Annotated in this window: 27 protein-coding genes; 16 read left to right on the top strand and 11 right to left on the bottom strand. The window is 62.1% G+C overall.

The genetic code is table 11. The features are described from left to right. Positions 1-74 precede the first annotated feature (74 nt). Positions 75-1,481 carry an adenosylmethionine--8-amino-7-oxononanoate transaminase gene (locus BLR20_RS15925; RefSeq protein WP_054992555.1) on the top strand — a complete coding sequence of 469 codons (1,407 nt, stop codon included), beginning with the start codon at positions 75-77 and terminating at the stop codon, positions 1,479-1,481. A 134-nt stretch (positions 1,482-1,615) separates the two neighbouring features. After that, positions 1,616-2,335, top strand: coding sequence for a 16S rRNA (uracil(1498)-N(3))-methyltransferase (locus BLR20_RS15930; protein ID WP_054992554.1), 720 nt, complete (start codon positions 1,616-1,618; stop codon positions 2,333-2,335). Between the two features lie 266 nt (positions 2,336-2,601). Here the strand turns inward: BLR20_RS15930 and trhA are convergent, their stop codons facing one another. Continuing rightward, positions 2,602-3,216 (bottom strand): PAQR family membrane homeostasis protein TrhA, encoded by a 615-nt coding sequence (gene trhA / locus BLR20_RS15935; protein WP_003414317.1) that lies wholly within the window; start codon positions 3,214-3,216, stop codon positions 2,602-2,604. A gap of 158 nt (positions 3,217-3,374) precedes the next feature. On the opposite strand from trhA, the gene BLR20_RS15940 reads away from it, so the two are divergent. After that, entirely contained in the window at positions 3,375-4,301 is a 927-nt protein-coding gene (locus tag BLR20_RS15940; protein WP_010438857.1) for a LysR family transcriptional regulator, read from the top strand. 1 nt (position 4,302) lies between these two features. Here the strand turns inward: BLR20_RS15940 and madM are convergent, their stop codons facing one another. The 9 genes from madM to mdcA form a co-directional block, all read right to left on the bottom strand. Beyond that, entirely contained in the window at positions 4,303-5,067 is a 765-nt protein-coding gene (gene madM / locus BLR20_RS15945; RefSeq protein WP_003316700.1) for a malonate transporter subunit MadM, read from the bottom strand. Between the two features lies 1 nt (position 5,068). Beyond that, positions 5,069-5,485 carry a malonate transporter subunit MadL gene (gene madL / locus BLR20_RS15950; protein WP_010438854.1) on the bottom strand — a complete coding sequence of 139 codons (417 nt, stop codon included), beginning with the start codon at positions 5,483-5,485 and terminating at the stop codon, positions 5,069-5,071. Positions 5,486-5,554: 69 nt separating this feature from the next. Further along, complete coding sequence (mdcH, locus tag BLR20_RS15955) at positions 5,555-6,490, bottom strand: malonate decarboxylase subunit epsilon (protein ID WP_010438851.1); 936 nt, start codon at positions 6,488-6,490, stop codon at positions 5,555-5,557. Further along, on the bottom strand, positions 6,487-7,125 hold the full coding sequence (locus BLR20_RS15960) for a malonate decarboxylase holo-ACP synthase (protein WP_010438848.1): 639 nt from the start codon (positions 7,123-7,125) through the stop codon (positions 6,487-6,489). The genes mdcH and BLR20_RS15960 overlap by 4 nt, the downstream gene beginning before the upstream one ends. Next, a complete protein-coding gene (mdcE, locus tag BLR20_RS15965) occupies positions 7,119-7,919 on the bottom strand; it encodes a biotin-independent malonate decarboxylase subunit gamma (protein WP_010438845.1) in 801 nt (266 codons plus the stop codon). Before mdcE ends, BLR20_RS15960 begins: the two co-directional genes overlap by 7 nt. Beyond that, on the bottom strand, positions 7,916-8,767 hold the full coding sequence (locus tag BLR20_RS15970) for a biotin-independent malonate decarboxylase subunit beta (protein ID WP_010438842.1): 852 nt from the start codon (positions 8,765-8,767) through the stop codon (positions 7,916-7,918). The genes mdcE and BLR20_RS15970 overlap by 4 nt, the downstream gene beginning before the upstream one ends. Further along, the gene (locus BLR20_RS15975; RefSeq protein WP_003316694.1) at positions 8,760-9,059 is read right to left on the bottom strand and encodes a malonate decarboxylase subunit delta; all 300 of its coding nucleotides are present in this window, start codon (positions 9,057-9,059) and stop codon (positions 8,760-8,762) included. The genes BLR20_RS15970 and BLR20_RS15975 overlap by 8 nt, the downstream gene beginning before the upstream one ends. Position 9,060: 1 nt before the next feature. Next, entirely contained in the window at positions 9,061-9,936 is an 876-nt protein-coding gene (locus BLR20_RS15980) for a triphosphoribosyl-dephospho-CoA synthase (protein ID WP_032613321.1), read from the bottom strand. Then, on the bottom strand, positions 9,936-11,612 hold the full coding sequence (gene mdcA, locus BLR20_RS15985; protein ID WP_003402963.1) for a malonate decarboxylase subunit alpha: 1,677 nt from the start codon (positions 11,610-11,612) through the stop codon (positions 9,936-9,938). Before mdcA ends, BLR20_RS15980 begins: the two co-directional genes overlap by 1 nt. A 262-nt stretch (positions 11,613-11,874) precedes the next feature. Between mdcA and BLR20_RS15990 the strand changes: the two genes are divergently transcribed. Beyond that, positions 11,875-12,279, top strand: a complete 405-nt coding sequence (locus BLR20_RS15990) for a PAAR domain-containing protein (protein ID WP_010438839.1) — start codon at positions 11,875-11,877, stop codon at positions 12,277-12,279. 185 nt (positions 12,280-12,464) lie between these two features. On the opposite strand, the gene BLR20_RS15995 is transcribed toward BLR20_RS15990, so the two are convergent. Continuing rightward, complete coding sequence (locus BLR20_RS15995) at positions 12,465-13,244, bottom strand: ParA family protein (protein WP_010438838.1); 780 nt, start codon at positions 13,242-13,244, stop codon at positions 12,465-12,467. 308 nt (positions 13,245-13,552) lie between these two features. On the opposite strand from BLR20_RS15995, the gene BLR20_RS16000 reads away from it, so the two are divergent. From BLR20_RS16000 to BLR20_RS16055, 12 genes are read left to right on the top strand one after another with little or no spacing between them, the layout of a single operon-like run. Next, positions 13,553-14,272, top strand: a complete 720-nt coding sequence (locus BLR20_RS16000; RefSeq protein WP_010438837.1) for a beta-ketoacyl synthase chain length factor — start codon at positions 13,553-13,555, stop codon at positions 14,270-14,272. Beyond that, a complete protein-coding gene (locus tag BLR20_RS16005) occupies positions 14,248-15,060 on the top strand; it encodes a lysophospholipid acyltransferase family protein (protein ID WP_010438836.1) in 813 nt (270 codons plus the stop codon). Before BLR20_RS16000 ends, BLR20_RS16005 begins: the two co-directional genes overlap by 25 nt. After that, positions 15,035-15,295, top strand: coding sequence for a phosphopantetheine-binding protein (locus BLR20_RS16010; protein ID WP_003316688.1), 261 nt, complete (start codon positions 15,035-15,037; stop codon positions 15,293-15,295). The genes BLR20_RS16005 and BLR20_RS16010 overlap by 26 nt, the downstream gene beginning before the upstream one ends. A 9-nt stretch (positions 15,296-15,304) precedes the next feature. Continuing rightward, entirely contained in the window at positions 15,305-15,559 is a 255-nt protein-coding gene (locus BLR20_RS16015) for an acyl carrier protein (RefSeq protein WP_054992553.1), read from the top strand. Continuing rightward, positions 15,556-16,101, top strand: coding sequence for a COG4648 family protein (locus tag BLR20_RS16020; RefSeq protein ID WP_054992552.1), 546 nt, complete (start codon positions 15,556-15,558; stop codon positions 16,099-16,101). Before BLR20_RS16015 ends, BLR20_RS16020 begins: the two co-directional genes overlap by 4 nt. A gap of 10 nt (positions 16,102-16,111) precedes the next feature. After that, positions 16,112-17,794 (top strand): acyl-CoA synthetase family protein, encoded by a 1,683-nt coding sequence (locus BLR20_RS16025; RefSeq protein WP_054992561.1) that lies wholly within the window; start codon positions 16,112-16,114, stop codon positions 17,792-17,794. Continuing rightward, positions 17,787-18,521: a glycosyltransferase family 2 protein gene (locus BLR20_RS16030; RefSeq protein ID WP_054992551.1), complete on the top strand. Its 735-nt coding sequence runs from the start codon at positions 17,787-17,789 to the stop codon at positions 18,519-18,521. Before BLR20_RS16025 ends, BLR20_RS16030 begins: the two co-directional genes overlap by 8 nt. Next, positions 18,518-19,465 carry an LpxL/LpxP family acyltransferase gene (locus BLR20_RS16035; protein ID WP_054992550.1) on the top strand — a complete coding sequence of 316 codons (948 nt, stop codon included), beginning with the start codon at positions 18,518-18,520 and terminating at the stop codon, positions 19,463-19,465. The genes BLR20_RS16030 and BLR20_RS16035 overlap by 4 nt, the downstream gene beginning before the upstream one ends. Continuing rightward, positions 19,446-20,993: an HAL/PAL/TAL family ammonia-lyase gene (locus BLR20_RS16040; protein WP_054992549.1), complete on the top strand. Its 1,548-nt coding sequence runs from the start codon at positions 19,446-19,448 to the stop codon at positions 20,991-20,993. Before BLR20_RS16035 ends, BLR20_RS16040 begins: the two co-directional genes overlap by 20 nt. After that, a complete protein-coding gene (locus BLR20_RS16045) occupies positions 20,983-21,432 on the top strand; it encodes an acyl-CoA thioesterase (RefSeq protein ID WP_032613311.1) in 450 nt (149 codons plus the stop codon). Before BLR20_RS16040 ends, BLR20_RS16045 begins: the two co-directional genes overlap by 11 nt. Beyond that, positions 21,429-22,043, top strand: coding sequence for an outer membrane lipoprotein carrier protein LolA (locus BLR20_RS16050; protein WP_032613309.1), 615 nt, complete (start codon positions 21,429-21,431; stop codon positions 22,041-22,043). Before BLR20_RS16045 ends, BLR20_RS16050 begins: the two co-directional genes overlap by 4 nt. Beyond that, a complete protein-coding gene (locus BLR20_RS16055; protein ID WP_054992548.1) occupies positions 22,027-24,390 on the top strand; it encodes an MMPL family transporter in 2,364 nt (787 codons plus the stop codon). Before BLR20_RS16050 ends, BLR20_RS16055 begins: the two co-directional genes overlap by 17 nt. Positions 24,391-24,395: the final 5 nt, after the last annotated feature.

The raw sequence follows: 24,395 nt of genomic DNA on the forward strand, positions 1-24,395 counted from the left end.
CGCAGCCGGGCATTGCATAGGCTTGCGCGATTGTTCGTCCTCGCATCAGGCGAGTCGCTACCCGGAGATTGAAAATGGGCCTCAATGACCAGTGGATGCAACGTGACCTGAAGGTCCTGTGGCACCCCTGCACCCAGATGAAAGACCACGAAAATCTGCCGTTGATACCGATCAAGCGCGGTGAAGGCGTATGGCTTGAAGACTTCGAGGGCAAGCGTTATCTGGACGCTGTCAGCTCTTGGTGGGTCAACGTTTTCGGACACGCCAACCCGCGCATCAATCAGCGCATCAAGGACCAGGTCGACCAACTGGAGCACGTGATCCTCGCCGGTTTCAGCCACCAGCCGGTGATCGAGCTGTCCGAACGGCTGGTCAAACTTACGCCTGACGGCCTGACCCGCTGTTTCTACGCCGATAACGGCTCGTCGTGCATCGAAGTCGCGCTGAAAATGAGCTTTCACTACTGGCTCAATCGCGGCCAGCCGGACAAGAAACGCTTCGTCACCCTGACCAACAGCTACCACGGCGAGACCATGGCGGCGATGTCGGTCGGTGACGTGCCGCTGTTCACCGAGACCTACAAGGCACTGCTGCTCGACACCATCAAGGTGCCGAGCCCCGATTGCTACCACCGCCCGGACGGCATGAGCTGGGAAGAGCATTCGCGCAACATGTTCGTCGCCATGGAACAGACCCTCGCCGAGCACCACGCCAGCGTTGCGGCGGTGATCGTCGAACCGCTGATCCAGGGCGCGGGCGGCATGCGCATGTATCACCCGATCTACCTCAAGCTGCTGCGCGACGCCTGCGACCGCTATGGCGTGCACCTGATCCACGATGAAATCGCTGTCGGTTTCGGCCGTACCGGGACCATGTTCGCCTGCGAACAGGCAGGCATTCGTCCGGACTTTCTGTGCCTGTCCAAGGCGCTGACCGGCGGCTACCTGCCGCTGGCAGCCTGCCTGACCACCGACGATGTGTATGACGCGTTCTACGACGATTACCCGACCCTGCGTGCATTTCTGCACTCGCACAGTTACACCGGCAACCCGCTGGCCTGTGCCGCTGCGCTGGCGACCCTGGATATCTTCGAGCAGGACAACGTCATCGAAAACAACAAGGCCCTGGCGCAGCGTATGGCGACGGTCACTGCGCATCTGGTCGATCATCCGCACGTTGCGGAAGTACGCCAGACCGGCATGGCCATCGCCATCGAAATGGTTCAGGACAAGGCAAGCAAAACCGCCTACCCGTGGCAGGAGCGCCGCGGCATGAAAGTCTTCCAGCACGCACTGGAGCGTGGCGCACTGCTGCGACCGCTGGGCAGCGTGGTGTATTTCCTGCCGCCGTACGTGATCACTCCGGAGCAGATCGACTTCCTCGCCGAGGTGGCCAGCGAAGGCATTGATATCGCGACCCGCAGCAGTGTCAGTGTTGCCGTGCGTGAGAACTTTCATCCGGATTTCAGGGATCCGGGTTAAGGGCTGAAACCAAATGCAGCCGGACAGGCGCCTTCGCGAGCAAGCTCGCTCCCACTGGCAGGGGCCTGTCCGGGCGACCTTGGTTTGCTCGCGAATGCCCCCTCACAGAATGAACATCAGAACCGAGACACACCATGAGACTGTCGCGCTTTTTTACTGAAACGCCGCTGAGTCTGGGCGAGCACGAACTGCCTGAGGCCCAGGCGCACTACATCAGCCGCGTGCTGCGCATGACCGAAGGTGACGCGCTGCAACTGTTCGACGGTTCGGGCCAGGAGTTTCGCGGCATCTTGCTGGAAGTCGGCAAGAAGCGCGTGCATGTGCAGCTCACCGAAAGCTTCGCAGGGCAGGTGGAGTCAGGCCTGCGCATTCATCTTGGTCAGGGCTTGTCGCGGGGCGAGCGCATGGACTGGGCGATTCAAAAGGCCACCGAACTGGGCGTCAGCGAAATCACGCCGATTGTCAGCGAACGCTGCGAGGTGCGCCTGAAAGACGAACGCGCCGAGAAGCGCCAGTCGCACTGGCAGCAGATCGCGATCAGCGCCTGCGAGCAGTGTGGCCGCTCCGTAGTGCCGGTGATTCATGCGCCGATGCCGCTGACCGAGTGGGTCAAGCACACCGAGGCCGACCTGAAGCTGGTCCTGCACCCGGTAGCTGAACCCCTGACCAGCCATGACAAGCCGGCCAGCCTGGCCTTTCTGATTGGTCCGGAAGGCGGTCTGAACGATGCAGAAGTCACTCAGGCGCAAGACGCCGGCTTCCACGCCGCGCGCCTAGGCCCACGCGTTCTGCGCACTGAAACCGCCCCAGTGGTAGCGCTCAGCGTGGCGCAGCAGCTGTGGGGCGACTTCTGATCGCTGATGATGGTCCCCACGCTCATGCGCTCATCGTTATACGCAAATCCTGATGGGCTTCTGCCCGGAGGGCGTAGGAGCGAACTCGTTCGCGAAGACAGTAGTTCAGGCGATGCATTTTCGACGAATATACTCGCCCTTTCGCGAAAAATGCGGATCGCCGCCCCGGTCGCTCCTACGGCCTTCGGCCAGAATCAGAAGCAGACTTGCGTATAACGCAGAGCGCTGGAGCGTGGTAACGGGAGTCAGCTCCCGACCGCCCCTCCTCACAGCACATAGAAACAAATCGCCACGAAGTGCATCAGACTGCCGCCGATGACGAACAGGTGCCAGATGCCGTGAAAGTGGCGGATCTGGTCGTAGGCGAAGAACAGGATGCCGACGGTGTACAACACGCCGCCTCCGGCCAGCCAGATGAAACCCGATACACCGAGCGCAGCCAGCAGTGGCTTGACGGCCACCAGCACGATCCAGCCCATCACGGCGTAGATCACGATGGACATGATTCGCGCTTCGGAGCGCGGTTTTATCTCTTGCAGGATGCCGATCAGCGCCAGCCCCCAGACAATTCCGAACAAGGTCCAGCCCCACGCGCCGCGCAATGTCACGAGGCAGAACGGGGTGTAGCTGCCGGCAATCATCAGGTAGATCGAAAAGTGGTCGACCTTCTGCATGATCGATTTCGAGCGCCCCTTGACGCTGTGGTAGACCGTCGAGACGCTGTACAGCGTCACCAGACACACACCATAAATGGCCATGCTGACCACTTTCCAGACATCACCATGCAGACACGCCATGACCAATAACCAGATCGCACCGACGGCCGCCAGTACGGCGCCAACCAGGTGCGACCAGGCGTTGAATTTTTCTCCGTAGTACATCCGCTCAATACCCCCCTCTTGATGGCGAAAACACTGGAAACAGAGACTCCGGGTTATTGAAACAAACCGCAACACCCGTGTCAGTGACGGATATTTTAAGCAGCTATCGACGCATGAGTTGTGCACAATCAGCGCACCTCAACCATAAGCGCCACGACATGCAGATTGATGACGAACTGACGCTCAAGAAACTGGAAATATTCCTCGCCTTCATGCGCACCGGCAATCTGGCGCGGGCGGCGGAGGAGTTGCAGACCAGTAACGTCAGCGTGCACCGCGCCATTCATTCGCTGGAAAGCGCGCTGCGCTGCCCCTTGTTCAAGCATGAGGGACGCAACCTGACGCCACTGGAAAGCGCGTATGTGCTGGAAGAACGCGCGCAGAAACTGGTCCAGGATGTGCTCGCCACGGTGGAACTGACCCGTCAGGCAGCAGGTTTCTCAGCGGCGCGGTTCCGGCTGGGGGCATTGTATTCGCTGACGGTCAAGACGGTGCCGCAGCTGATCATGGGCCTGAAGATCCGCCGCAGCGAGCTGAATATCGACCTGATTCTGGGCTCGAACATGGACCTGCTCTACAAACTCAAGAACATGGAAGTCGATGCGATGCTGGTGTCGCTGGATGAAAGCACCCATGACCCGGACTGCGAGCATCTGGCGCTGTTTTCCGACGACATCTTTCTCGCCGTCCCCACCGACTCACCGTTCGCCGAACACCCTGAAGTGGACCTGGGCGACCTGCGCGAAGCGACGTTCATCACCCTGACCCAGGGTTTCGCCACGCACCGCGACGGGATCCGGGTGTTTCAACAGGCCGGTTTCGAGCCCAAGGTGGCGATGCAGGTCAATGACATCTTCACCTTGCTGAGCATGGTCAGCTCCGGCGTCGGCTACGCTCTGCTGCCGGGACGAATCGCCGCGGTCTATGAAAACCGCGTGCGCCTGATTCCGTTGCAGAGCCGCTACCGGATGCAGCAACACATCGGCATGGTGTTCCTCAAGTCCAGACAGCGCGATCCCAACCTGCTCGCGCTATTGGCCGAGTGCCGGATGTACGCGAACCGGCTGCTGGAACAGACGACCTGACCTAGCCGACGATGGCGCGCACGATGAAATACAGCACCGATGGCCCGAGCAGGCAGCCCAGACCGGTGTGGAACGTAGCGGTCAGCGCGCCGTAAGGCACCAGACGCCGATCGGTTGCCGCCAGCCCTGCGGTAACGCCGCTGACAGTACCCGCCAGCCCACCGAAAACCATCGCCGAGCGCGGATTGTCCAGCCCCATCCAGCGCGCCGCCATGGGCGTGCCGACCATCACCAGAATCGCCTTGATCAGGCCGGTGGCAATCGACAGCGCCATTACATCGGAGGTGGCGCCCAGCGCAGCACCGGTCACCGGGCCGACAATGTAGGTCACCGCCCCGGCACCGATGGTGGTCATGCTGATCGCATCGCGATAACCGAATACCCAGGCAATGCTCGCGCCGACGATAAACGGCAGAATCGTGCCCAGCAGCAAAGCGATCACACCGATCAGTCCGGCCTTGCGTGCTTCAGTGGCCTGCACTTCGAAGGCGGTGGCAACGATGGCAAAGTCACGTAGCATCGCCCCGCCCATAAGGCCGATGCCGGAGAACAGCGTGATATCCGCCAGCCCTTTCTGGCCGCCGGTCAGGGTGCCGCCGACCCAGGCCAGAATCAGCCCGATGACAATCGCAATGGCCGATCCATGTACCCGGCCAAACGTCAGGCGTCTGGAAAGCACCACCGAGACCCACATGATGATGCCGACGAAGGCGAATGCGGTGATCAGGCCGTTGTGTTCAAGTCCCTTCTCGATGAGGTCCCACATATCAGCGACCTCCGGCCGGGGCGATTTCAGGTGTCAGCAGCGGCTCTTCCTTGGGTAACGGCTCGCCGCGATTGGTGCGGCTGATCACTGCGATGGTGCAGGCACACAGCACCACCGAACCCACCGCGGCCAGTACCGCCACCGGCCCGCCCTTGAGTGCGGTCACCACGTTTTGCTGTGCGGCCATTGCCACCACCACCGGTATGTACAGCGCGCCCCAGAAACCCACGCCCATTTCGCAGTCTTTGCTCATGCCGCCGTGTTTCTGCATCCACAGGCGCGCGCAGATCAACAGGATCATGGCGATCCCGACCCCGCCCACATTGGATTTCACACCCAGCAGAACGCCGAGCATATCGCCGAGAATCACGCCCGCAAGCGTGCAGATGGCCAGTAGTGCAACACCGTAGATAATCATTGTTGTTATTCCTCTGTTTGCATTGCTGAAGTTGTTGTTTTTGTCCTTCGTAGCAGCTGCACGGCGGCTCTATGGGGTTCGGCGACCCTCCTCGCGCGACAGCGCGACCAGGCTGTCCAGACGCGCAGCCTGAAAAGCCAGTGCGGTGCCCTGCTGGAATACCTTGCGCGCCAGCCCGGTCAGCACGCTGCCGGGCGGCAATTCGATGTGCAGGCGCACGCCCCGCTCCCAGGCGGTTTCCACGGTGCTGCGCCAGTCGATGACCCGGCACATGTTGAAGGCCAGGTCGTCACGCAGCTTCTCGGCATTGCGCACAGGTCGCGCCGTGCTGCCGCTCAGGTAACGTATCGTGGGTGCCTGCAGCGCGACCGTTGAAAAGGCCTCGGCCAGTTGTTGCGCGGGGGCGTCCAGCAACGCGCAATGCGACGGCACGCTGACCGCAAGGCGCTTGACCGTTGCCGCTCCGGCAGCCCTGGCCAACTGACCGACCTGATTCATCGCCTCGGCACTGCCGGAGATCACCATCTGGTTGTCGGCGTTGATATTGGCGAGAAACACCGGTGTCTTCGCGCTGTGTATCTGCCCGATCAGCGCTTCTACCTGCGCCTGATCCAGACCGATGAGCGCGGTCATGCCGTAACCCTGCGGCCAGGCGCTTTGCATCAGCTCGCCACGCAGCGCGACCAGGCGCACAGCGTCGTCAAAAGCCAGCGCCCCCGAGATCACCGCTGCCGGATAAGCGCCGATGGACAGCCCTGCCAGGTAGTCCGGCACACAATCACGTGCCTGCAGCACGCGCGCACATGCGACGCCAGCGATCAGCAGGCAAAGCTGAACGCCACGGGTGGCTTGCAGTGCCTCAGGGGTGTCCAGCGCAAGCACGTCTTCGCCCAGCGCATCGGCGGCTTCCTGCAGACAGTCGCGCACCACGGCATCGTCCGGCAACTGATGCAGCATGCCGGCTTGCTGCGCGCCCTGGCCGGGAAACACCCACAGGCTGCTCATGCGTACACCTGAGCCAAATGCCAAGGGTCTGCAACCAGCCGCGCGCCGGTGGCGGTCTTGAGCAGCACGCGCCCCGTTGGCCGCGCCCACTCACGCAGCGCCACGGCACCCTGCTCGAGTTGCAACTGTACGTCGACCCGACAGACCGAGGTTTCCAGCGCCTCGACCAGCTCGGCGGCACAGCGGCGATTCAAGCGTCCCGGGGTGCGCAGAATCAGGTCCAGATCGCTGTCCTGATGCAACGCAGCAATACCGCTGGCCAGCTCGAATCCGGCACTGCCGCCAACGCCCCAGTCCAGCTCCAGCGCCTCCATGACCGGACGGATCTGGCGCAACGCATGCAACGCCGGCCATTGCTGATGGCTCTCGGTCGGGGCGTCGATCAACTGCTCGGGCATGACCCGTCGATGGACATCCGCCAGCGGCATGCTCGCGGCATAGCGTTGCTCCCGACCGCGACCGCGCAAGCCCACCGCCACCTGACCGGCTGGCATTGCCTGACGCCGGACCACCACCGGTTGCCCGGCCAGCACGGCGTCGACCGCCCATTTGGGCGCGTCATCCGGCAACGCAGCCAGCGGCATGCCCCACAACAAATCATGGGGCCGCACTGCGCCAGTGTTGCTGATCACCATTGCGCGCGCAGCAACTGGCGCACATTGGTCGACGCTGCACGGTTGCTCGCGCCCAGGCGGCTGCTCAGATCGACGCCACGGGCCTGCACGTCCTTGATCGCCCTGCTCAGTACATCGCGCACTTGGGTGAGATCATCCGCAGCGGGCTGTTCGATCTGGCTGACCCCCAGGGTTTCCCAGAGAAGACCGAGACTGGCGTAGCTGTCTATGTCGTAAGCCATCGGTGGAATGCTGGCGGCGAGCTTTTCCAGGTCCTCGACGCTGCGCAGGGTTACGCGGGCTGCCGAGGCCTTGCCCATTGCATGCACCATCACGCCGGGATCACGCAGTGCTATCAATCGATTGGCTTGATACCCATGAGCCAGGAACGCTCCGGACATCGCTTTGCCCACTAAAAGGCCGATCACCGGATGCCCAGCCAGGCGTGCTCGCGCGTAACTGTCCACGGCCCCGGCCAATGCCTGATGGATACCGAGCGCTTCCTCGCGACGTCCGTAGGCCTGGCTCGGTACGTCGACAATGGCAATCAGTGCGCGCTTTTCAGCGCGGTCGCGATCCAGCTCGATGGCCTCGTCCACCGCCTTGGCCAGGCCCCAGCCTTCCAGCAGGCCGACTTCGCCCTGACGCGCCCGGGGAAAGCGGTTGTCGGTATCGGCAATCACTGCAAAAAAACGCACCGCCTGCTCGCCGAGAAAACCGTCGGCGACCTTGAGTGAGGCAGGCAGGCCAGTGACTTCACGGGCACCTGCGCTCAATGCGTTGAACCAGTTCAAACCCCGCTGTGAATGACTCATGACCGGGCTCCTTGATAGAGGGTGCGCACACCTTGCGGATCGATTTGCGGCTCGGTGTCGAGGCTCGCCAGGCGTTGCAAAAACAGTTGGTATTGACTGCTGCGATGCGTTTCCGGCACGCCCTGCTTGAGCCAGGCGCTGACCTGCTGGCGGACATCGGCGACATCGTCGGCAGCAAAACCATCCACCAGAGCACTGGCAAAGCGTTGCTCGCCACCGGTCAGGCTCCAGATGAACGGACGGTCACGTGAGTCGTACTCTTCGATGCCCGCTTCCTGCTCAATCACTTGCGGGCCATTCAGGCCAAGACGTGCTTCCTGGGTCACCAGCAGGTAACTGCACAGCCCTGCGGCGATGGACATCCCGCCAAAGCAGCCGACGCTGCCGGCCACCACGCCGATCACCGGCTGGTACTGACGCAGGTCGACTATCGCCGCATGAATCTCGGCAATCGCTGCAAGGCCCAGATTGGCTTCCTGCAAACGCACGCCACCGGTTTCCAGCAGCACGATCGCGGCGGTGGGGATGCCGTTGCGGTTGTCTTCGGCGGCCAGCTCCAGCGCGCCAGCCATTTTCGCGCCGCCGACTTCGCCCATGCTGCCGCCCTGAAACGAGCCTTCAATGGCGGCGATGACCACTGGCCGACCATCGACAGTGCCTTTGGCGACCACCACGCCATCGTCAGCCTGGGGCACCACGCCTTGCATGGCCAGCCACGGCGACATGACCCGATCGAACGGACCGAGCAGTTCGCGGAAGCTGCCGGTATCCAGCAAGGCGCGGGCGCGCTGCCGGGCACCCAGTTCGATAAAACTGTGCTGACTCAGCAAACGTGCGTTATCAGTCATGACCGATCTCCTCGAAGCCTTGCTCCAGGCGCAAACGCACGACGCCGGGCGTCGCGCCGAAGTCATGAATATCGATGCTCAGCGCAGGCGGGGTCTGGCCGTCGAACATGCGTTCGAACAGGTGTTGCCAGCGCAGCGAGGCGCCGTTGACCGACGTCACCACCTGAATCGACAAGGTGCCCGGCTTACCGGGTTCCAGCAGCACCTCCAGATCACCGGAGCCAACCACACCCACCAGCGCACGGCCCTTGGGCGGCTGTCCGGCAGGAAATTCAAAAGACAGGGTTTCCATTTCAGGCACTCCTCGAAACAGGGCCGAGCGCAGGCTCAAGGCCATCGATGAACAGGCAGGCAGCCAGCAGATCCGCCGCGCCACCGGGCGAAGCATTGAGGGCCAGCAGGTGCTGATCCAGCTCGTTCAGTGCGCGGCGGCCCGCCAGGCTGGCGCTGCCTCCAGCGTCCAGCACGCGCTGTGCTCCTCGCTGCATGGCATTCAGCCCTTCGATGCCGGCGCGATGCAGCACGCAGGTGTCGTCCAGCGTGGTCATGATTGCCAGCAGCGCGTCCAGCCGGGCGTTCTGCTCACCACTGCCTGCCGCACGGCTGCGTTGCAATTGCGGCAAGGCGAACAGCCTGACCGCCGGGAAACCTTGCTGTGCCTGTTCTCTGGCCCCCATGACGCCATAACGACGAACCACTTGATCGCCGTGGCTGTTCTGCGTGAGCACCTGGCGGTCCTTGATCCTGGCCAGAGCGGCAGCGCGTGCGCAGACCGCATCGGGCGCACAATCCTGGTGATCCATCGCGGCAGCGGTCACCAGCAGGCCCAGCGCCCAGATCGCGCCGCGATGCGTGTTCACCTCGCTGGTGGTGCGCAGCATCGTGGCTTCGCCTTCGCGGCCAAGCCTCCCCAAGGCCTCACGCAATGGCTGGCCCACGACACCGAACTGTGTGGCGGCGTCAGCCATCAACTTGAAAGTCGGCCACAACGACAGCGCCGAAGAATGCATCAACCCCAGGTGCAGATCGGTGTGCGCGCCGCTGCCACGCCGGTCCACCAAGGCAGGTTTGGGCGACAGGTCGGCTTCGTCGATCAAGGCGTCGACGGCCAGATCAGCCAGTCGCACTGCCAGCGAGGCCGATTGCGGTGCCAGTTGAAGTGCGCTCATTACCAACTCCTGAATTTGGCGGGCGGGTTGTAGAGGCCACCGGACCACTGAACCAGGTCGGCAATGCTCTTGGCGGCCAGCAGTTCACGGCTGGCGTCGGTGCGGCGGATCCCCAGGTCTTCGGGCAACGCGATCAGCCCTTCACGGCGCATGCGCGCGGTGTCCTTGGGGTTGTGGCGCAAACCGATCACGGTTACGCCCGCTACTGCGGCGATCATCGCCTGGCGTTCCTCAAGGCTGCGCGCCTTGTAGAGGTAGGCGATGCCTTCTTCTGTCAGCAGGTGGGTCACGTCGTCGCCGTAGATCATGATCGGCGCCAGCGGCATGCCGCTTTTCTTCGCCACTTCGACGGCGTCCAGGGTTTCGACGAAGGTCGGTTTGCCGCCCTCCTGGAACGTCTCGACCATCTGCACCACCAGCTTCTTGCCGCGCTCCAGATAGGCAGCCGGGCCGTCATCGTGCTGCTGACGCATGTCGAGCCAGGCCGGAGTGGCATGACGCCGGCCGCGTGGGTCATGGCCCATGTTCGGCGCGCCACCAAAGCCGGCCAGGCGACCACGGGTGACCGTCGAGGAATGCCCGTCGCCATCGACCTGCAGGGTTGCGCCGATGAACAGGTCCACGGCGTACTGCCCGGCCAGCTGGCAGAGCTGGCGGTTGGAGCGCAGCGAACCGTCGCGTCCGGTGAAGAACACATCCGGGCGGGCGGCGATATAGTTCTCCATGCCCAGTTCGGTGCCGAAACAATGCACGCTCTCGACCCAGCCGCTTTCGATGGCCGGGATCAGCGTCGGGTGCGGATTGAGTGTCCAGTTGCGGCAGATCTTGCCCTTCAGGCCCAGCGACTCGCCGTAGGTCGGCAGAATCAGTTCAATGGCGGCGGTATTGAAACCAATGCCGTGGTTCAACGACTGGACGTTGTGTTTCTCGTAGATGCCGCGAATCGCCATCATCGCCATCAACACGTGCACCGGCTTGATGTGGCGCGGGTCGCGGGTGAACAGCGGCTCGATATAGAACGGTTTGTCGGCGACCACCACAAAGTCGACCCACGAGGCCGGGATGTCCACGCGTGGCAGCTCGCTGACGTCATCGACCAGTTGATTGACCTGGACGATGACGATGCCATCGCTGAATGCCGCCGGTTCGATGAGTGCGGGGGTGTCTTCGGTGCTGGGCCCGGTGTAGATGTTGCCGGCGCGGTCGGCCATGAAGCCTGCCGCCAGCACCACGTTGGGGATGAGGTCCACCACCAGCCGTGAGTACAGTTCGATGTAGGTGTGGATTGCGCCGATTTCCAGCAGGCCGTCTTCCAGCAACTGACTGATGCGCAGGCTTTGCGTGCCGGCGAACGAAAAGTCCAGCTTGCGCGCAATGCCCTGCTCGAACAGGTCCAGATGCTCGGCGCGGCCAACGCTCGGCATGATCATGTGCAGGTCATGCACCTTGCCCGGGTCGACTTTAGCCAGCGCGCGGGAGAGGAAGTCGGCCTGCTTCTGATTGTTGCCTTCAAGCACCACACGATCGCCTGAAACCAGCAGGGCCTCCAGCGCTGCGACGATGTTGTCGGTCGGCAACACCACACCGTCGGCCAACGCCCGCACTTGCTCCAGACGCCGCTGCTTCTCGCTGCGACGACGTGTCCAGCGTGCGTCGGGGGAAGTTGTTGTTGTCATGATCGCTCCACGATTTTGCTGTCGTCGGCCACCTTAAAAGCGATAGCGATCGGGCATCAATCAAGCAGCGCGTCGAATCATTACGGCTGGAGTAACGATAGGGGAGCAGATATTTCGCCGGGCGCTTCGTCGCTCATGCAACACACTCGAAATGCCCGGCTGGTAATTGCGTAGGACCGGTCTCTAAAGGCCTTGGGATGCTATCGGAATCTGTGTTTGCGCCTAGCCTTCAGGTTTTCCATAACCCAGAGGCAGTAGCGCCATGTCATTTATAGTCAGGGAAGGCGATCTCACCACCACCGGCGGCTTCGTGCTGGCCGCGTCGGCAAGCGAAGTCATCGAGCGGCGCCGTGTGGCGCGTATGGGAGACCCGGTGTGGTGCCCGGCCTGCCGGGAGATTGGTTTCATCGCTCAGGGAAACCCCACCTACATCGATGACCGGGTGGCGGTCGCCACTCAGGGTCATGAGGTGCAGTGTGGCTGCGCACCCGGCAGCAATACGCTGACTGCCTCGCAGGAGCAGATTCAGGCCGACATGAACGCAACCATCACCATCCCCGAAGAACTGGCCTCGACAGCACGACTCTATGCCGAACATCTGGACCGCTCATTGAGAGACGGCAGCTATACGCCCGAAGTACTCAGGCCTCTTTCGCAGCCGTGTTGAGTTGCGAATCTCGTGCCCATGCTCCGTATTCAGCGTACACATGCTTTTTGGGAGTGAGCTTGCTCACGAATGCGGTCGTTTAAACGCCCTGCTTTCGGGGTCGTACCGGCCCCTTCGCGAGCAAGCCCGCTCCCACATGACTTGCGTTTCAACTATAGCGCCGAGGCTCCGTATAGGTATGCCGATCACGGATGAGCGTTGGTTTCCAGCAAGTGATGCAGTTCCACGAACTGCTGCGTCAGTTTGTGCCGTGGGTCGAGGTGGATCAGCGGCAGGTTGGCCTGATGCGATTCGCGCATTTTCACCGAGGCGTTGAGGTAGACCGGCAGCACCGGCAAGCCTTCGGCAATCAGTTCGTCGAGCATCTGCTGCGGCAGGCTGGCCCTTGGCTGGAACTGGTTGACGATGATGCCTTCCACCTGAAGACCTTCGTTGTGGTCGTCTTTCAATTCCTCGATCTCGCGCATCAGCCCGTACAGCGCCTGACGCGAGAAGCTGTCGCAGTCGAAAGGGATCAGCACCCGATCAGATGCGATCAACGCCGAAACCGCATAAAAATTCAGCGCTGGAGGGGTATCCAGGTAAATACGCTCGTAATCTTCGCTCAATTCGTCGAGCAGTTTGCGCAGCTTGTTGATCTTGTGCTTGGCCTCGAGCTTGGGCTGCAGGTCAGCAAGTTCTGCAGTCGCCGTGACCACATGCAGATTGTCGAACGGTGTTTCATAGATATCGACATGGTTCTTCTTGGCCACCGGTGAGCCGGACAGCGTGTTCTTGAAGAACTCGGCAATCCCCATCGGAATATCCTGACCGGTGAGGCCTGTGAGGTACTGAGTCGAATTGGCCTGGGCATCGAGATCGATCAATAACGTCCGATAGCCTTCGTGAGCGCTGACTGCAGCCAGATTGCAGGCGATGCTGGATTTGCCGACACCGCCCTTCTGATTGAATACCACGCGACGCATGCTTTGGATTCCTTGAAAGATGAAGAAATAGCAGGATTGGCCGATAACGACCGTAAGAGGAAATCGAGTCTAGACATTGCATGTGACAACGGTGAGCTTAACGCAAAACAGTTGCCTGCCGGTTGTCATACAGAAAAACGACTTCAACCTTAAAATACACGCCTGTAAACGGTTTTTATGTAACAAATTTGCTAGTAATGAGCCCCATCAGGATAATGCGCGCACTCGGTCAATTACCGCACCCAGGCTGATATCGACCTGATATCGATGTAGCGAGAAACAAGCCCGCAGGGGCGGGAAGAGAAGCCTTGATCACCTTCAACATTGCACGATGGCAAGCCTGGGCGCCGGGCCTGGCGAGCGCGGAAGACTGGCAGAGATGGAGCCTCGATCCGACGTTGCTGGAAACCAGTGATGCAGCGCCAGACGTGTCTTTTCTTCCTGCGATGCAACGCCGCCGCCTGGGCCGTATGGCCAGAATGGCGTTTGCCGTCGGCTGGCCATTGACTGAGGGGCTGGGGCGCGTCCCGCTGGTGTTTGTCTCGCGCCACGGAGAAACCCCGAGAACATTTGAAATCCTGCGTGATCTGGCCGCCAACGAGCCGCTTTCACCGACCCAGTTCAGCCTTTCAGTGCATAACGCCGTCATTGGTCTGTGGTCGATCATGCGTGGTGAAACAAGTGAGATGACAGCCCTGGCCGCAACAGGCGACGGGCTGGAGTATGGAGCATTCGAGGCCGCAGCGTTGCTGGCCGAGGGAGCAGAAGCAGTATTGCTTGTGGTGACTGAAGAACAGCCGCCGCAAGCCTATGCCCAATGGATTGATGACGTGCCCTTTCCCTACGCGGTCGGCTTGCTGCTGACGCCGGGGAATGAGTGGCAGCTGTCTCTGAACACCGATACGCAAGGCACAACGCGCACTCAGTGGCCTCACGCCCTGAACCTGCTGCAAGCCTTGCACACTGATCAATCCGCCTGCCTGCACCCCTGGAATAACCGGTTATGGAACTGGCAACGCAATCACTGAAAAAAGGTCGGGACGCTTACTACTGGCGCCTGCTGGCAACAGGCATCAGCTTTGCCCTGTTCGGGTTGAGCGGTTTGTGCCTGCGGTTGTTCGTCTTTCCAGTATTGAGCTGCCTGCCTGGCAGTGTGGCCAGCCATCAGCGCCGCGCCCGGCGGACCATCAGCCACCTGTTCTGGCGGTTCATCCGCATCATGGCGCGCATGCGTGTACTGACCTATGAAGTGCAAGGCGCCGAAAAGCTTGGCCGCCCCGGGCAGATGATCATCGCCAACCACCCGTCACTGATCGATGTCGTATTCCTGATCGGGCTGGTGCGTGACGCCAACTGCGTCGTCAAACGCAGCCTGTGGGAGAACCCGTTTACCCGCGGCCCTGTGCGTTCCACCGGTTACATCAGCAACGATGGCAGCATGGACATGCTCGACGCCGCCGTAGAGCGCCTGCAAACCGGCCAGACACTGATCATCTTTCCGGAAGGCACACGCACCCAGCCAGGCCAGCCGCCGGTCTTTCACCGCGGCGCGGCAGCCATTGCACTGCGTGGCGCGAGCGTCATCACCCCGGTGACGATCAAGGTCCAGCCGACCACCCTGACCAAGGCCGAACCCTGGTATCGCATTCCGCAACGCCGCGTGCACTTCACTTTGCGCGTCGGTGCCGATATAGACCCAACCGCCTTCAGTGCGCTAGGCCCACCGCCCCTGGCGTCCCGCAAGCTCAACGATTACCTGCATGACTATTTCACCAAGGAGCTCGCCTCAGATGAGCGATCTGCACCAGGACATTAAATTGTTGATCATCGATGCCCTGGGCCTCGAAGACATCACCCCGGAAGATATCGGCAACGATATGACGCTGTTTGGCGAAGGACTGGGACTGGACTCGGTGGATGCACTCGAATTGGGCCTGGCCATCCAGAAGCGTTATGGCATCAGGATCGATGCCGATGCAAAGGACACCCGTAACCATTTCGCCAGCGTCGACAGCCTTGCGGCCTTCGTCAGCGCCAGACAACCGGCCTGAGAATTGAACATGCAAACCCGTGAAGACATCTTCGAAATCCTGCGCACCGCAATGGTGGAACTGTTCGAACTGGAGCCTGAGAGAGTTACGCTTGACGCCAACCTGTATCAGGACCTGGAAATCGACAGTATCGATGCCGTGGACCTGATCGATCACATCAAACGCAAGACCGGCAAGAAGATTGCGGCTGAAGAGTTCAAATCGGTGAAAACCGTGAATGACGTGGTAGAGGCCGTCTACAAACTGGTCAACAGCGCCGAATGAAGCGGCTGATTGGCCTGATTCTGGTGCTGGCCGGCGTGCTGTATCCCTTTGCCGTCTATTGGGGGACCGAGCATTTCGCCCCCTGGCAGTTCGCGCTGCTGCTCGGCAGCCTGTGGCTGGCGCGCGCGCTGACCGGAGAGCGCAAGCAAGGCAGCCTGGCGATGGCAATTGTCGCCCTGATCTTTTGCGTGGTGCTCGGCACCCTCGACAGCCACATGATGCTGCGCTGGTATCCGGTACTGGTCAGTACGTTCATGCTCGGCCTGTTCGGCTCAAGCCTTGTATACGGCCCGCCGATTGTGGAAAAAATGGCGCGCCTGAACCGCCCCGATCTGCCTGATTCGGGTATCCGCTACACCCGCAAAGTCACGCAGATATGGTGCCTGTTCTTTTTCGCCAACGGACTCACGTCAGCCATCCTGACGCTGTGGGCACCGTTGTCATGGTGGACGCTGTACACCGGCCTGATTTCCTACGGCCTGATGGGCGTGTTGTTCGCTGTCGAATGGATCGTCCGCCCACCCTCCGCGGGCGGCAAATGAAATGGATCGCATGAACTGGTTGAACCTGGAACACCTGCTGCTCGATGCGCTGCCCGACCGGCTGCTGACGCTGGCCCCGACCCTGGACCATGTGCAGTTTCGTGATCAGGCGCTCAGCGTCGCCGCAGGTCTGCAAGCGCGAGGCATCAAGCACCTCGCCGTGCACCTCGAGGATGCCGCCGACCTGGCCATTGCATTGTTTGCAGCCTGGCGCGCAGGCGTGCATGTGTTGCTGCCCGCCGACTTGCAGGGCCAGACCCGCGAGCGCTGGGCGAATCAGGTCGACCTGTGGCTGACCGACCTGCCCAGTGACACCCATCTGAGCGATCTGCATGCCGCGCCCCTCCCGGCGGCCGAGCTGGACCTCGACCAGTGCCGGCTGAGCCTGTGCACTTCAGGTTCCAGCGGCGAGCCCAAACTGATCGAAAAGCGCCTGCGGCAACTGGCCAACGAAGTCTGCGGGCTGGAACAGCTGTGGGGCGCGGGGCTCGGCTCGGCATGCATGATCGGCAGCGTGGCGACGCAACATATTTACGGGCTGCTGTTTCGTTTGCTGTGGCCGCTGTGCGCGGCACGCCCGTTCGTCCGCCGTCAGTTGCCGTTCGCCGAAGACCTGCAACGCGCCAGCCGTGAATACCCGTCGTTCGCCTGGGTCGCCAGCCCCGCGCTGCTCAAGCGCATGGGCGACAACCTCGACTGGCCCGGTCTCGCGGCAGTGCGCCGGGTGTTCTCTTCCGGTGGCGCGTTACCCGCCGAAGCCGCACAGAGCCTGCAGCAACGCCTTGGTCAGTGGCCGACGGAAATTCTCGGCAGCTCGGAAACCGGCGGCATCGCCTGGCGTCAGGGTGGACAGCGCTGGCAGGCCTTCGACGGCGTAGAGCTGAGTCAGGATGCGCAGGGTGCGCTGCGCATCAGCTCGCCCTATCTGCCGCCCGGCCATGTCGAGCAGACCGCCGATGCAGCGCTGATCGGCGCAGACGGTCGCTTTGAACTGCTGGGCAGGCTCGACCGCATCGTCAAACTCGAAGAGAAACGTGTGTCCTTGCCGCTGATCGAACAGGCCCTCACGACGCACCCGTGGGTGAGTGAAGCGCGCCTTGGCGTGGTTCAGGCAAACCGAGCCTCGCTGGGCGCGCTGCTGGTGTTGAGCGATGCTGGCTTGCAGGCCCTGCGCAATCAGGGCCGTCGGGCGCTCACCGAAGCGTTGCGACAACACCTGCAGCCGCATTGCGAAACCATCGCCCTGCCGCGTCGCTGGCGGCTGCTGCGGCAGATGCCACTCAATGCCCAGGGCAAGCTGCCTCAATCGGCAGTCGAGGCGCTGCTGCTGGCGCCGCGCTCGAAACAACCGGAAGTGCTCGAGCAACAAAGCGTCGAAGGTGAGCTGCACCTGCAATTGAGTGTTCCGCCCGATCTGGCGTTTTTCAGTGGCCATTTTCCCAAGGCGCCGATCCTGCCGGGCGTGGTGCAGGTCGACTGGGCGATCAGCCTGGGCCAGCGCCTGCTCGACCTGCCATCCGGATTCGCCGGCATGGAGGTGCTCAAATTCCAGCAACTGGTGCGCCCCGGCGACCGCCTGACGCTGACGCTGCGCTTCGATGCAGCACGCTCCAAGCTGCACTTCGCCTTTCGCAACGCCGACAACGCACCCTGCTCAAGTGGCCGGATCCTCCTGGAGGACGACCATGCATAAGCCTTGCGTGATCATCCCGGTGTTTGATCACGAGCTGGCCGTGCCCAGTGTGGTCAAGGCCGTGGGCAACGCCGGGTTGCCATGCATCCTGGTGGACGATGCCAGCAGTCCGGCCTGCGCCGCCGTGTTACAGCAGTTGGCGCAGGGGGAGGATATCTACCTGCTGCGCCTGCCGGTCAATCAGGGCAAGGGCGGCGCGGTCATGGCCGGGTTCCGCGAGGCGATCAGGCTGGGCTTTAGCCATGCGTTGCAGGTCGATGCCGATGGCCAGCATGATCTGCGCGATATTCCGGTATTTCTGGAGCAGTCGCGCCAGCACCAGGATGCGCTGATCTGCGGCTATCCGCAGTTCGACGAGAGCGTGCCCAAAGGCCGTCTGTATGCGCGCTACCTCACCCATGTCTGGGTGTGGATCAACACCCTGTCGCTGCACATTCGCGATTCCATGTGCGGCTTTCGCCTGTATCCACTGGCCCCGGTCCTGGCGCTGATCGACAGCGTGCAGATCGGCAGGCGCATGGATTTCGACTCGGAAATTCTCGTACGCCTGTCCTGGCGTGGCCAGCCGATGCGCTGGCTGCCGACCCGCGTTCATTACCCGCAGGACGGCCTGTCGCATTTCCGCCTGTTTCACGACAACGCCCTGATTTCGAAAATGCACGCCAAGCTGTTCTTCGGCATGCTGGTACGCCTGCCAATGATCCTGTGGCGACGGTGGCGGCCATGAGCGTCGACAAGCCGCCCAGGGAGCATTGGGCCAGTCATCAGGAGCGTGGCAGTTTCATGCTCATGAAACTCACCGCCTGGGGCATGCGGGTGCTCGGCCGGCGCCTGCTCAGCCCGGTGCTGTATGGCATCGTCCTGTATTTCTTTGTCTTCGGCCGACGTGCCCGGCACAGCATCTGGCAATACCAGCAGCACCTGGCGGACTGGAGCGGCAAACCCGAACTGCGGCCCAGCCAGCGCCGGGTGTTCGGACAGTTCATGGCATTTGCCGATGCCTTGCTCGACAAGCTCGACGTATGGAACGGCAGGCTGGGTATCGATCAGATCGAGATCGTCGACAAGGCCCTGCTGCGCCAGAACCTGCGTGGCCAACGCGGACAGATGCTGGTCGGTGCGCACCTGGGCAACCTTGAAGTGTGCCGTGCGCTGGCCGAACTCGGCGAAAAGGTCACCATGAACGTGCTGGTGCACACCAAGCACGCCGAACGTTTCAATCGCCTGCTCGGCGAAGCCGGCGCGACCCATCTGCGCCTGATTCAGGTCAGCGAACTGGACCCGGCCATCATGCTGCAATTAAGCCAGCGCCTGGACGAAGGCGAGTGGCTGGCGATTGCCGGTGACCGCGTCGCGCTGCACGGCGGGCGCAATGTGCGGGTCGACTTTCTCGGCCAGCCGGCCACTTTCCCGCAAGGCCCCTGGCTGCTGGCCGGGCTGCTCAAGTGCCCGGTCAACCTGTTCTTCTGCCTCAAGGGTGCGAAAGGCTATCGGGTGATTCTCGAACCGTTCGCCGACGCCATCGAGTGGCGGCGCAGCGACCGCGCTCATGTCATCGAGCAGTGGGCCACGCGTTATGCCGCGCGTCTTGGGCACTATTGCCTGGAAGCGCCGCAGCAGTGGTTCAATTTCTACCCGTTCTGGAAGTCCGATGACAAACCAAGCGCCTGACCTGATCACCTTCGGCGAGCGTGCGCTACGCATCGAAGACGTGTTGGCACTGGCCAACCGGCAAACGCCGAGCACATTGCAGGGCGACGAAGAGTTCCGTGCGCGGATTGCCAGGGGCGCGCAGTTTCTGGATTCGCTGCTGGACAGGGAAGGCGTGATCTATGGTGTCACCACCGGCTACGGCGATTCCTGCGTGGTCGCCGTGCCGCTGGAGCATGTCGAAGCGCTGCCGCGTCATCTCTACACCTTCCACGGCTGCGGACTGGGCAAACTGCTCGATGAGCAGGCTACCCGCGCAGTGCTGACGGCGCGTTTGCAGTCACTGTGTCAGGGTGTTTCCGGTGTGCGTGTCGAACTGATCGAGCGTTTGCAGGCGTTCATCGAGCAGGACGTGCTGCCACTGATCCCCGAAGAAGGCTCGGTGGGTGCCAGCGGCGATCTGACGCCGCTTTCCTATGTGGCCGCGACCCTGTCGGGCGAGCGAGAAGTCATGTTTCGCGGTGAACGCCGCCGGGCCATCGATGTGCATCAGCAATTGGGCTGGACACCGCTGGTGCTGCGCCCCAAGGAAGCTCTGGCACTGATGAACGGCACCGCCGTCATGACCGGTATCGCCTGCCTGGCTTTCGGCCGGGCCGATTACCTGCTGCAACTGGCAACACGAATCACGGCCATGAACGTGGTAGCACTGCAAGGCAACCCAGAGCATTTCGACGAACGCCTGTTCGCCACCAAGCCGCATCCGGGCCAGATGCAGGTGGCGGCGTGGTTGCGCCAGGATTTGGCCATCGATGCACCGACGGCCCCCCTGCACCGTTTGCAGGACCGCTATTCACTGCGTTGCGCGCCACATGTTCTGGGCGTGCTGGCCGACAGCCTGAACTGGCTGCGGTCATTCATCGAGATCGAGTTAAACAGCGCCAACGACAACCCGATCATCGATGCCGAGGCCGAGCGCGTGCTGCACGGCGGGCATTTCTACGGCGGGCACATCGCCTTTGCCATGGACAGTCTGAAAACCCTGGTGGCCAATGTGGCAGACCTGCTCGACCGGCAACTGGCGCTGTTGGTGGACGAGCGTTATAACCATGGTTTGCCGAGTAATCTGTCAGGGGCCAGTGCCGAGCGGTCGATGCTCAATCATGGTTTCAAGGCGGTGCAGATCGGCGCCAGCGCGTGGACGGCCGAAGCCCTGAAAAACACCATGCCGGCCAGTGTCTTCTCGCGTTCCACCGAATGCCACAATCAGGACAAGGTCAGCATGGGCACGATCGCCGCGCGTGACGCCATCCGGGTACTGGAGCTGACCGAGCAGGTTGCCGCCGCCACGCTGATCGCCGCCAATCAGGGTGTCTGGCTGCGCAGTAGGGCAGCCGATGCGCGCCCGCTGCCACCGGCACTGGCGGCCATGCATCATCAGTTGGGTGAAGACTTCGCCCCTGTCATCGAAGACCGGGCACTGGAGAGCGAACTGCGCCTGTGCCTGAAACATATTGCCAACCGCCACTGGAGGTTGCATGCGCAGTAAGGGTTTTCTGCACATCGACACTGAAATCGTCGTGCCGTTTTTCGACGTCGACATGATGAGCATCGTCTGGCACGGGCACTACGTGAAGTACCTCGAAGTGGCACGTTGCGCACTGCTCGATCACATCGGTCATAACTATATGCAGATGCTCGAATCCGGTTATGGTTGGCCGGTGATCGATCTGCAATTGCGCTATGTGCGCAGTGCCGTGTTCGGTCAGACACTGAACGTGCGCGCCAGTCTGGTGGAGTGGGAGAACCGTCTGAAGATCAATTACCTGATCACCGACGCACACACCGGTGAGCGCATGACCCGCGCCAGCACCGTGCAGGTCGCAGTCGACAGCCAGAGCCGGGAAATGCAACTGGCATCGCCGCAGGTGTTCATCGATGCCGTCAAAAATGCCCTTGCGAACACACCAGAGAGCACTTCGCCATGAACCGCCCGCTTCGTACCTTGATTCTGCTGGGGCTGCTGTGCCTTTCGTCCCTGGCGCAGGCTTTCGACCTGCAACAACTGAGCGACCAGCTCGCCAAACCTGCGGTGGTACAGGGTCGTTTCGTTCAGGAAAAACACCTGCGCGCCCTGCCGCAACCGCTGCTCAGCAAGGGCCGCTTCGTGCTCGCCAGGGATTTCGGGCTGCTCTGGCTGCTGGAAACACCGCTCAAGCAGGATTACCGCATCAATGCCGAGGGTATTGCCCGTCGTGAAACCGATGGCAATGTCAGTACCTGGAAGCCGGTGCCGAACAAGAACGCCGGCGCCGAGCAGAACCGTCTGTTCCTGGCGGTATTGCAAGGCGACAGCAGCGGCCTGCAACGGGACTTCGACTTGCAGCTCAAGGGCGAGGCGAATGCCTGGCACCTCACCCTCACGCCACGCTCGATGCTTTTGCAACAAGTGTTCAAGCAGATCAACATCGACGGCGGCGAACTGGTGCAGCGTATCGAGCTGCTGGAGACCCAGGGCGACAGCACCGTCCTGAAAATGATCGACAGCAGCAGTGCCCCGATTCTGACCGATGCGCAGCGTAATGACTTCAAGGACTGAGCGGCTGTTGCCGCGACTGTTCCTGCTGATTCTGGCAGGCGTGCTGGCGCTCGCGGGCTGGCAGTGGCACGACCGCTCGCCGCTGTCGGCCAATCTGATGGAGCTGGTGCCGGGCACCGATAACGACGAACTGGTCGTCAGCGCCGAAAAGCGCATGCAGGAACCGCTCAACCGCGAAATGCTGGTGCTGGTGGGCCACAGCGATCGGCAGAAGGCCGTCGAACTGGCACGCAATCTGGCTGAACAATGGCAGTCGACCGGCCTGTTCGAGAAGGTCCAGTGGTCATTGCAGGCCGACCTGCCCGCGTTGCGCACCCAGTTGCTGCAAGGGCGCATCGCCATGTTGCCGACAGCGGACCGCACACTGCTGATCGACGACCCGAAAACCTTCATCGAGCAGCGCGTACAGACGCTGTTCGACCCGTTTGCCGGGTTCAGCCTGGTGCCTGGCCAGGATGACTGGCTGGGGCTGACCGGACGTATCCAGAACGGCCTGCCGAAACAGGGCTCGGTCGAAGCGGACCTGGCCAGTGGTGCGCTGGTGGCCACCGCCGAGGGTAAAAGCTGGGTACTGCTGCGTTCGCGAACCCGAACCGATGCGTTCGACATGCACCTGCCCGGCCAGGTTGCGGACCTGCTGGCGAAAGCGCGGGTGCAGGCCAGTCAGGCGGGGGGGCAATTGCTCGCGGCCAGCGGGCTGCTTTACGCTGCCGACGGGCAGAAGCAGGCCAGCCGGGAAATCACCTGGGTCGGCGGTGGCGCAACGGTCGGTATCCTGTTGTTGCTGTTGCTGGCCTTCCGGCGCTGGAGCGTGTTGCTGGCCTTCGTGCCGGTGGTGGTCGGCATGCTCTTCGGCGCGGTGGCCTGCGTCGCGATATTCGGCAGCATGCACGTCATGACGCTGGTGCTGGGCTCGAGCCTGATCGGGGTGGCGGTGGATTACCCGCTGCATTACCTGTCCAAGAGCTGGAGCCTCAAGCCCTGGCGCAGTTGGCCCGCCTTGCGCCTGACCCTGCCGGGCCTGAGCCTGAGCCTGATCACCAGTTGCATCGGCTACCTGGCGCTGGCCTGGACGCCGTTCCCGGCACTCACGCAAATTGCAGTGTTCTCGGCGGCCGGCCTGATCGGCGCTTATCTGACCGCGGTGTGCCTGTTGCCCGCGCTGCTCGCCAACGTCGAGATCAGCCCTGCACAGTGGCCACTGAAACTGGCGCAATTGATGCTCGACTGCCGCGCCGCCTTGCTGCTGCGCGTCAGCACACCGATTCTGCTGGTGCTGCTGTTGACATTCTGTGGCGGCGGGCTCTGGCACCTGACCACCAAGAACGATATTCGCCAATGGGTGGCAGCGCCTCAGGCGTTGACCGATGAAGCCCAGGCCATCGCACGAATCACCGGCTATCAGCCCACCAGCCAGTTTTTTCTGGTGCGGGGCAAGGACCAACAGCAATTGCTGGATCGGCAGTCCGAATTGACCCAACGGCTCGACCAACTGGTCAGCATGGACAAGCTGCAAGGCTACATGGCGCTCAACCAGTTGCTTGATTCGCCGGCCGAACAACAGAGCACCCGCGACGCTCTGGGCAAATTGCCGCAATACTGGGCGCCGCTGGTAGAGCTTGGCGTTCCGGCCAGCGCCTTGAAGGCTGAGCTGGCCCAACTGCAGGCACTGCCGACGCAAGATATCGATCATGCGCTTCAAGGCCCACTGAGCGAGCCGTGGCGCACGCTCTGGCTGGGGCCGGCGCGCAATGACAACGGCGAACAGGGTGTTGCCAGCATCGTCAGCCTGCGTGGCATGAACAGCATGGCGTTGCTGCGTGTGCAGGCCATCGGCCTGGAGGGTGTGCAACTGGTCGACCGCCTGGGTGAGCTCAACGAGGTGTTTGCCCACACGCAGATCAGCGCAGCGGAATTGAAGCTGGCGTCGTGCGTACTGATTGTCCTGCTACTGATCGCGCCGTTTGGCTTTGGTGGTGCGTTGCGCATCGTCGCCCTGCCCCTGCTGGCGGCCCTGTGCAGCCTCGCCAGCCTGGGCTGGCTCGGTCAGCCGCTGACTCTGTTCAGCCTGTTCGGCCTGTTGCTGGTCACGGCGATCAGCGTCGATTACGCCATCCTGATGCGCGAGCAGATAGGCGGCGCGGCCGTCAGCCTGCTGGGCACGCTGCTGGCAGCGGTTACCACCTGGCTGTCGTTCGGGCTGCTGGCCGTTTCCAGCACCCCGGCGATCAGCAACTTCGGTCTGTCGGTCAGTCTGGGGCTGGCGTTCAGCTTCCTGCTGGCGCCCTGGGCCAGCCCGCGTAAAGCGTCTCATCCGCCAGCCAATGCTGAAGGGCCACACGCATGAGTCTT

The sequence above is a fragment of the Pseudomonas congelans genome (assembly GCF_900103225.1).
Classification (GTDB): Bacteria; Pseudomonadota; Gammaproteobacteria; order Pseudomonadales; family Pseudomonadaceae; genus Aquipseudomonas; species Aquipseudomonas congelans.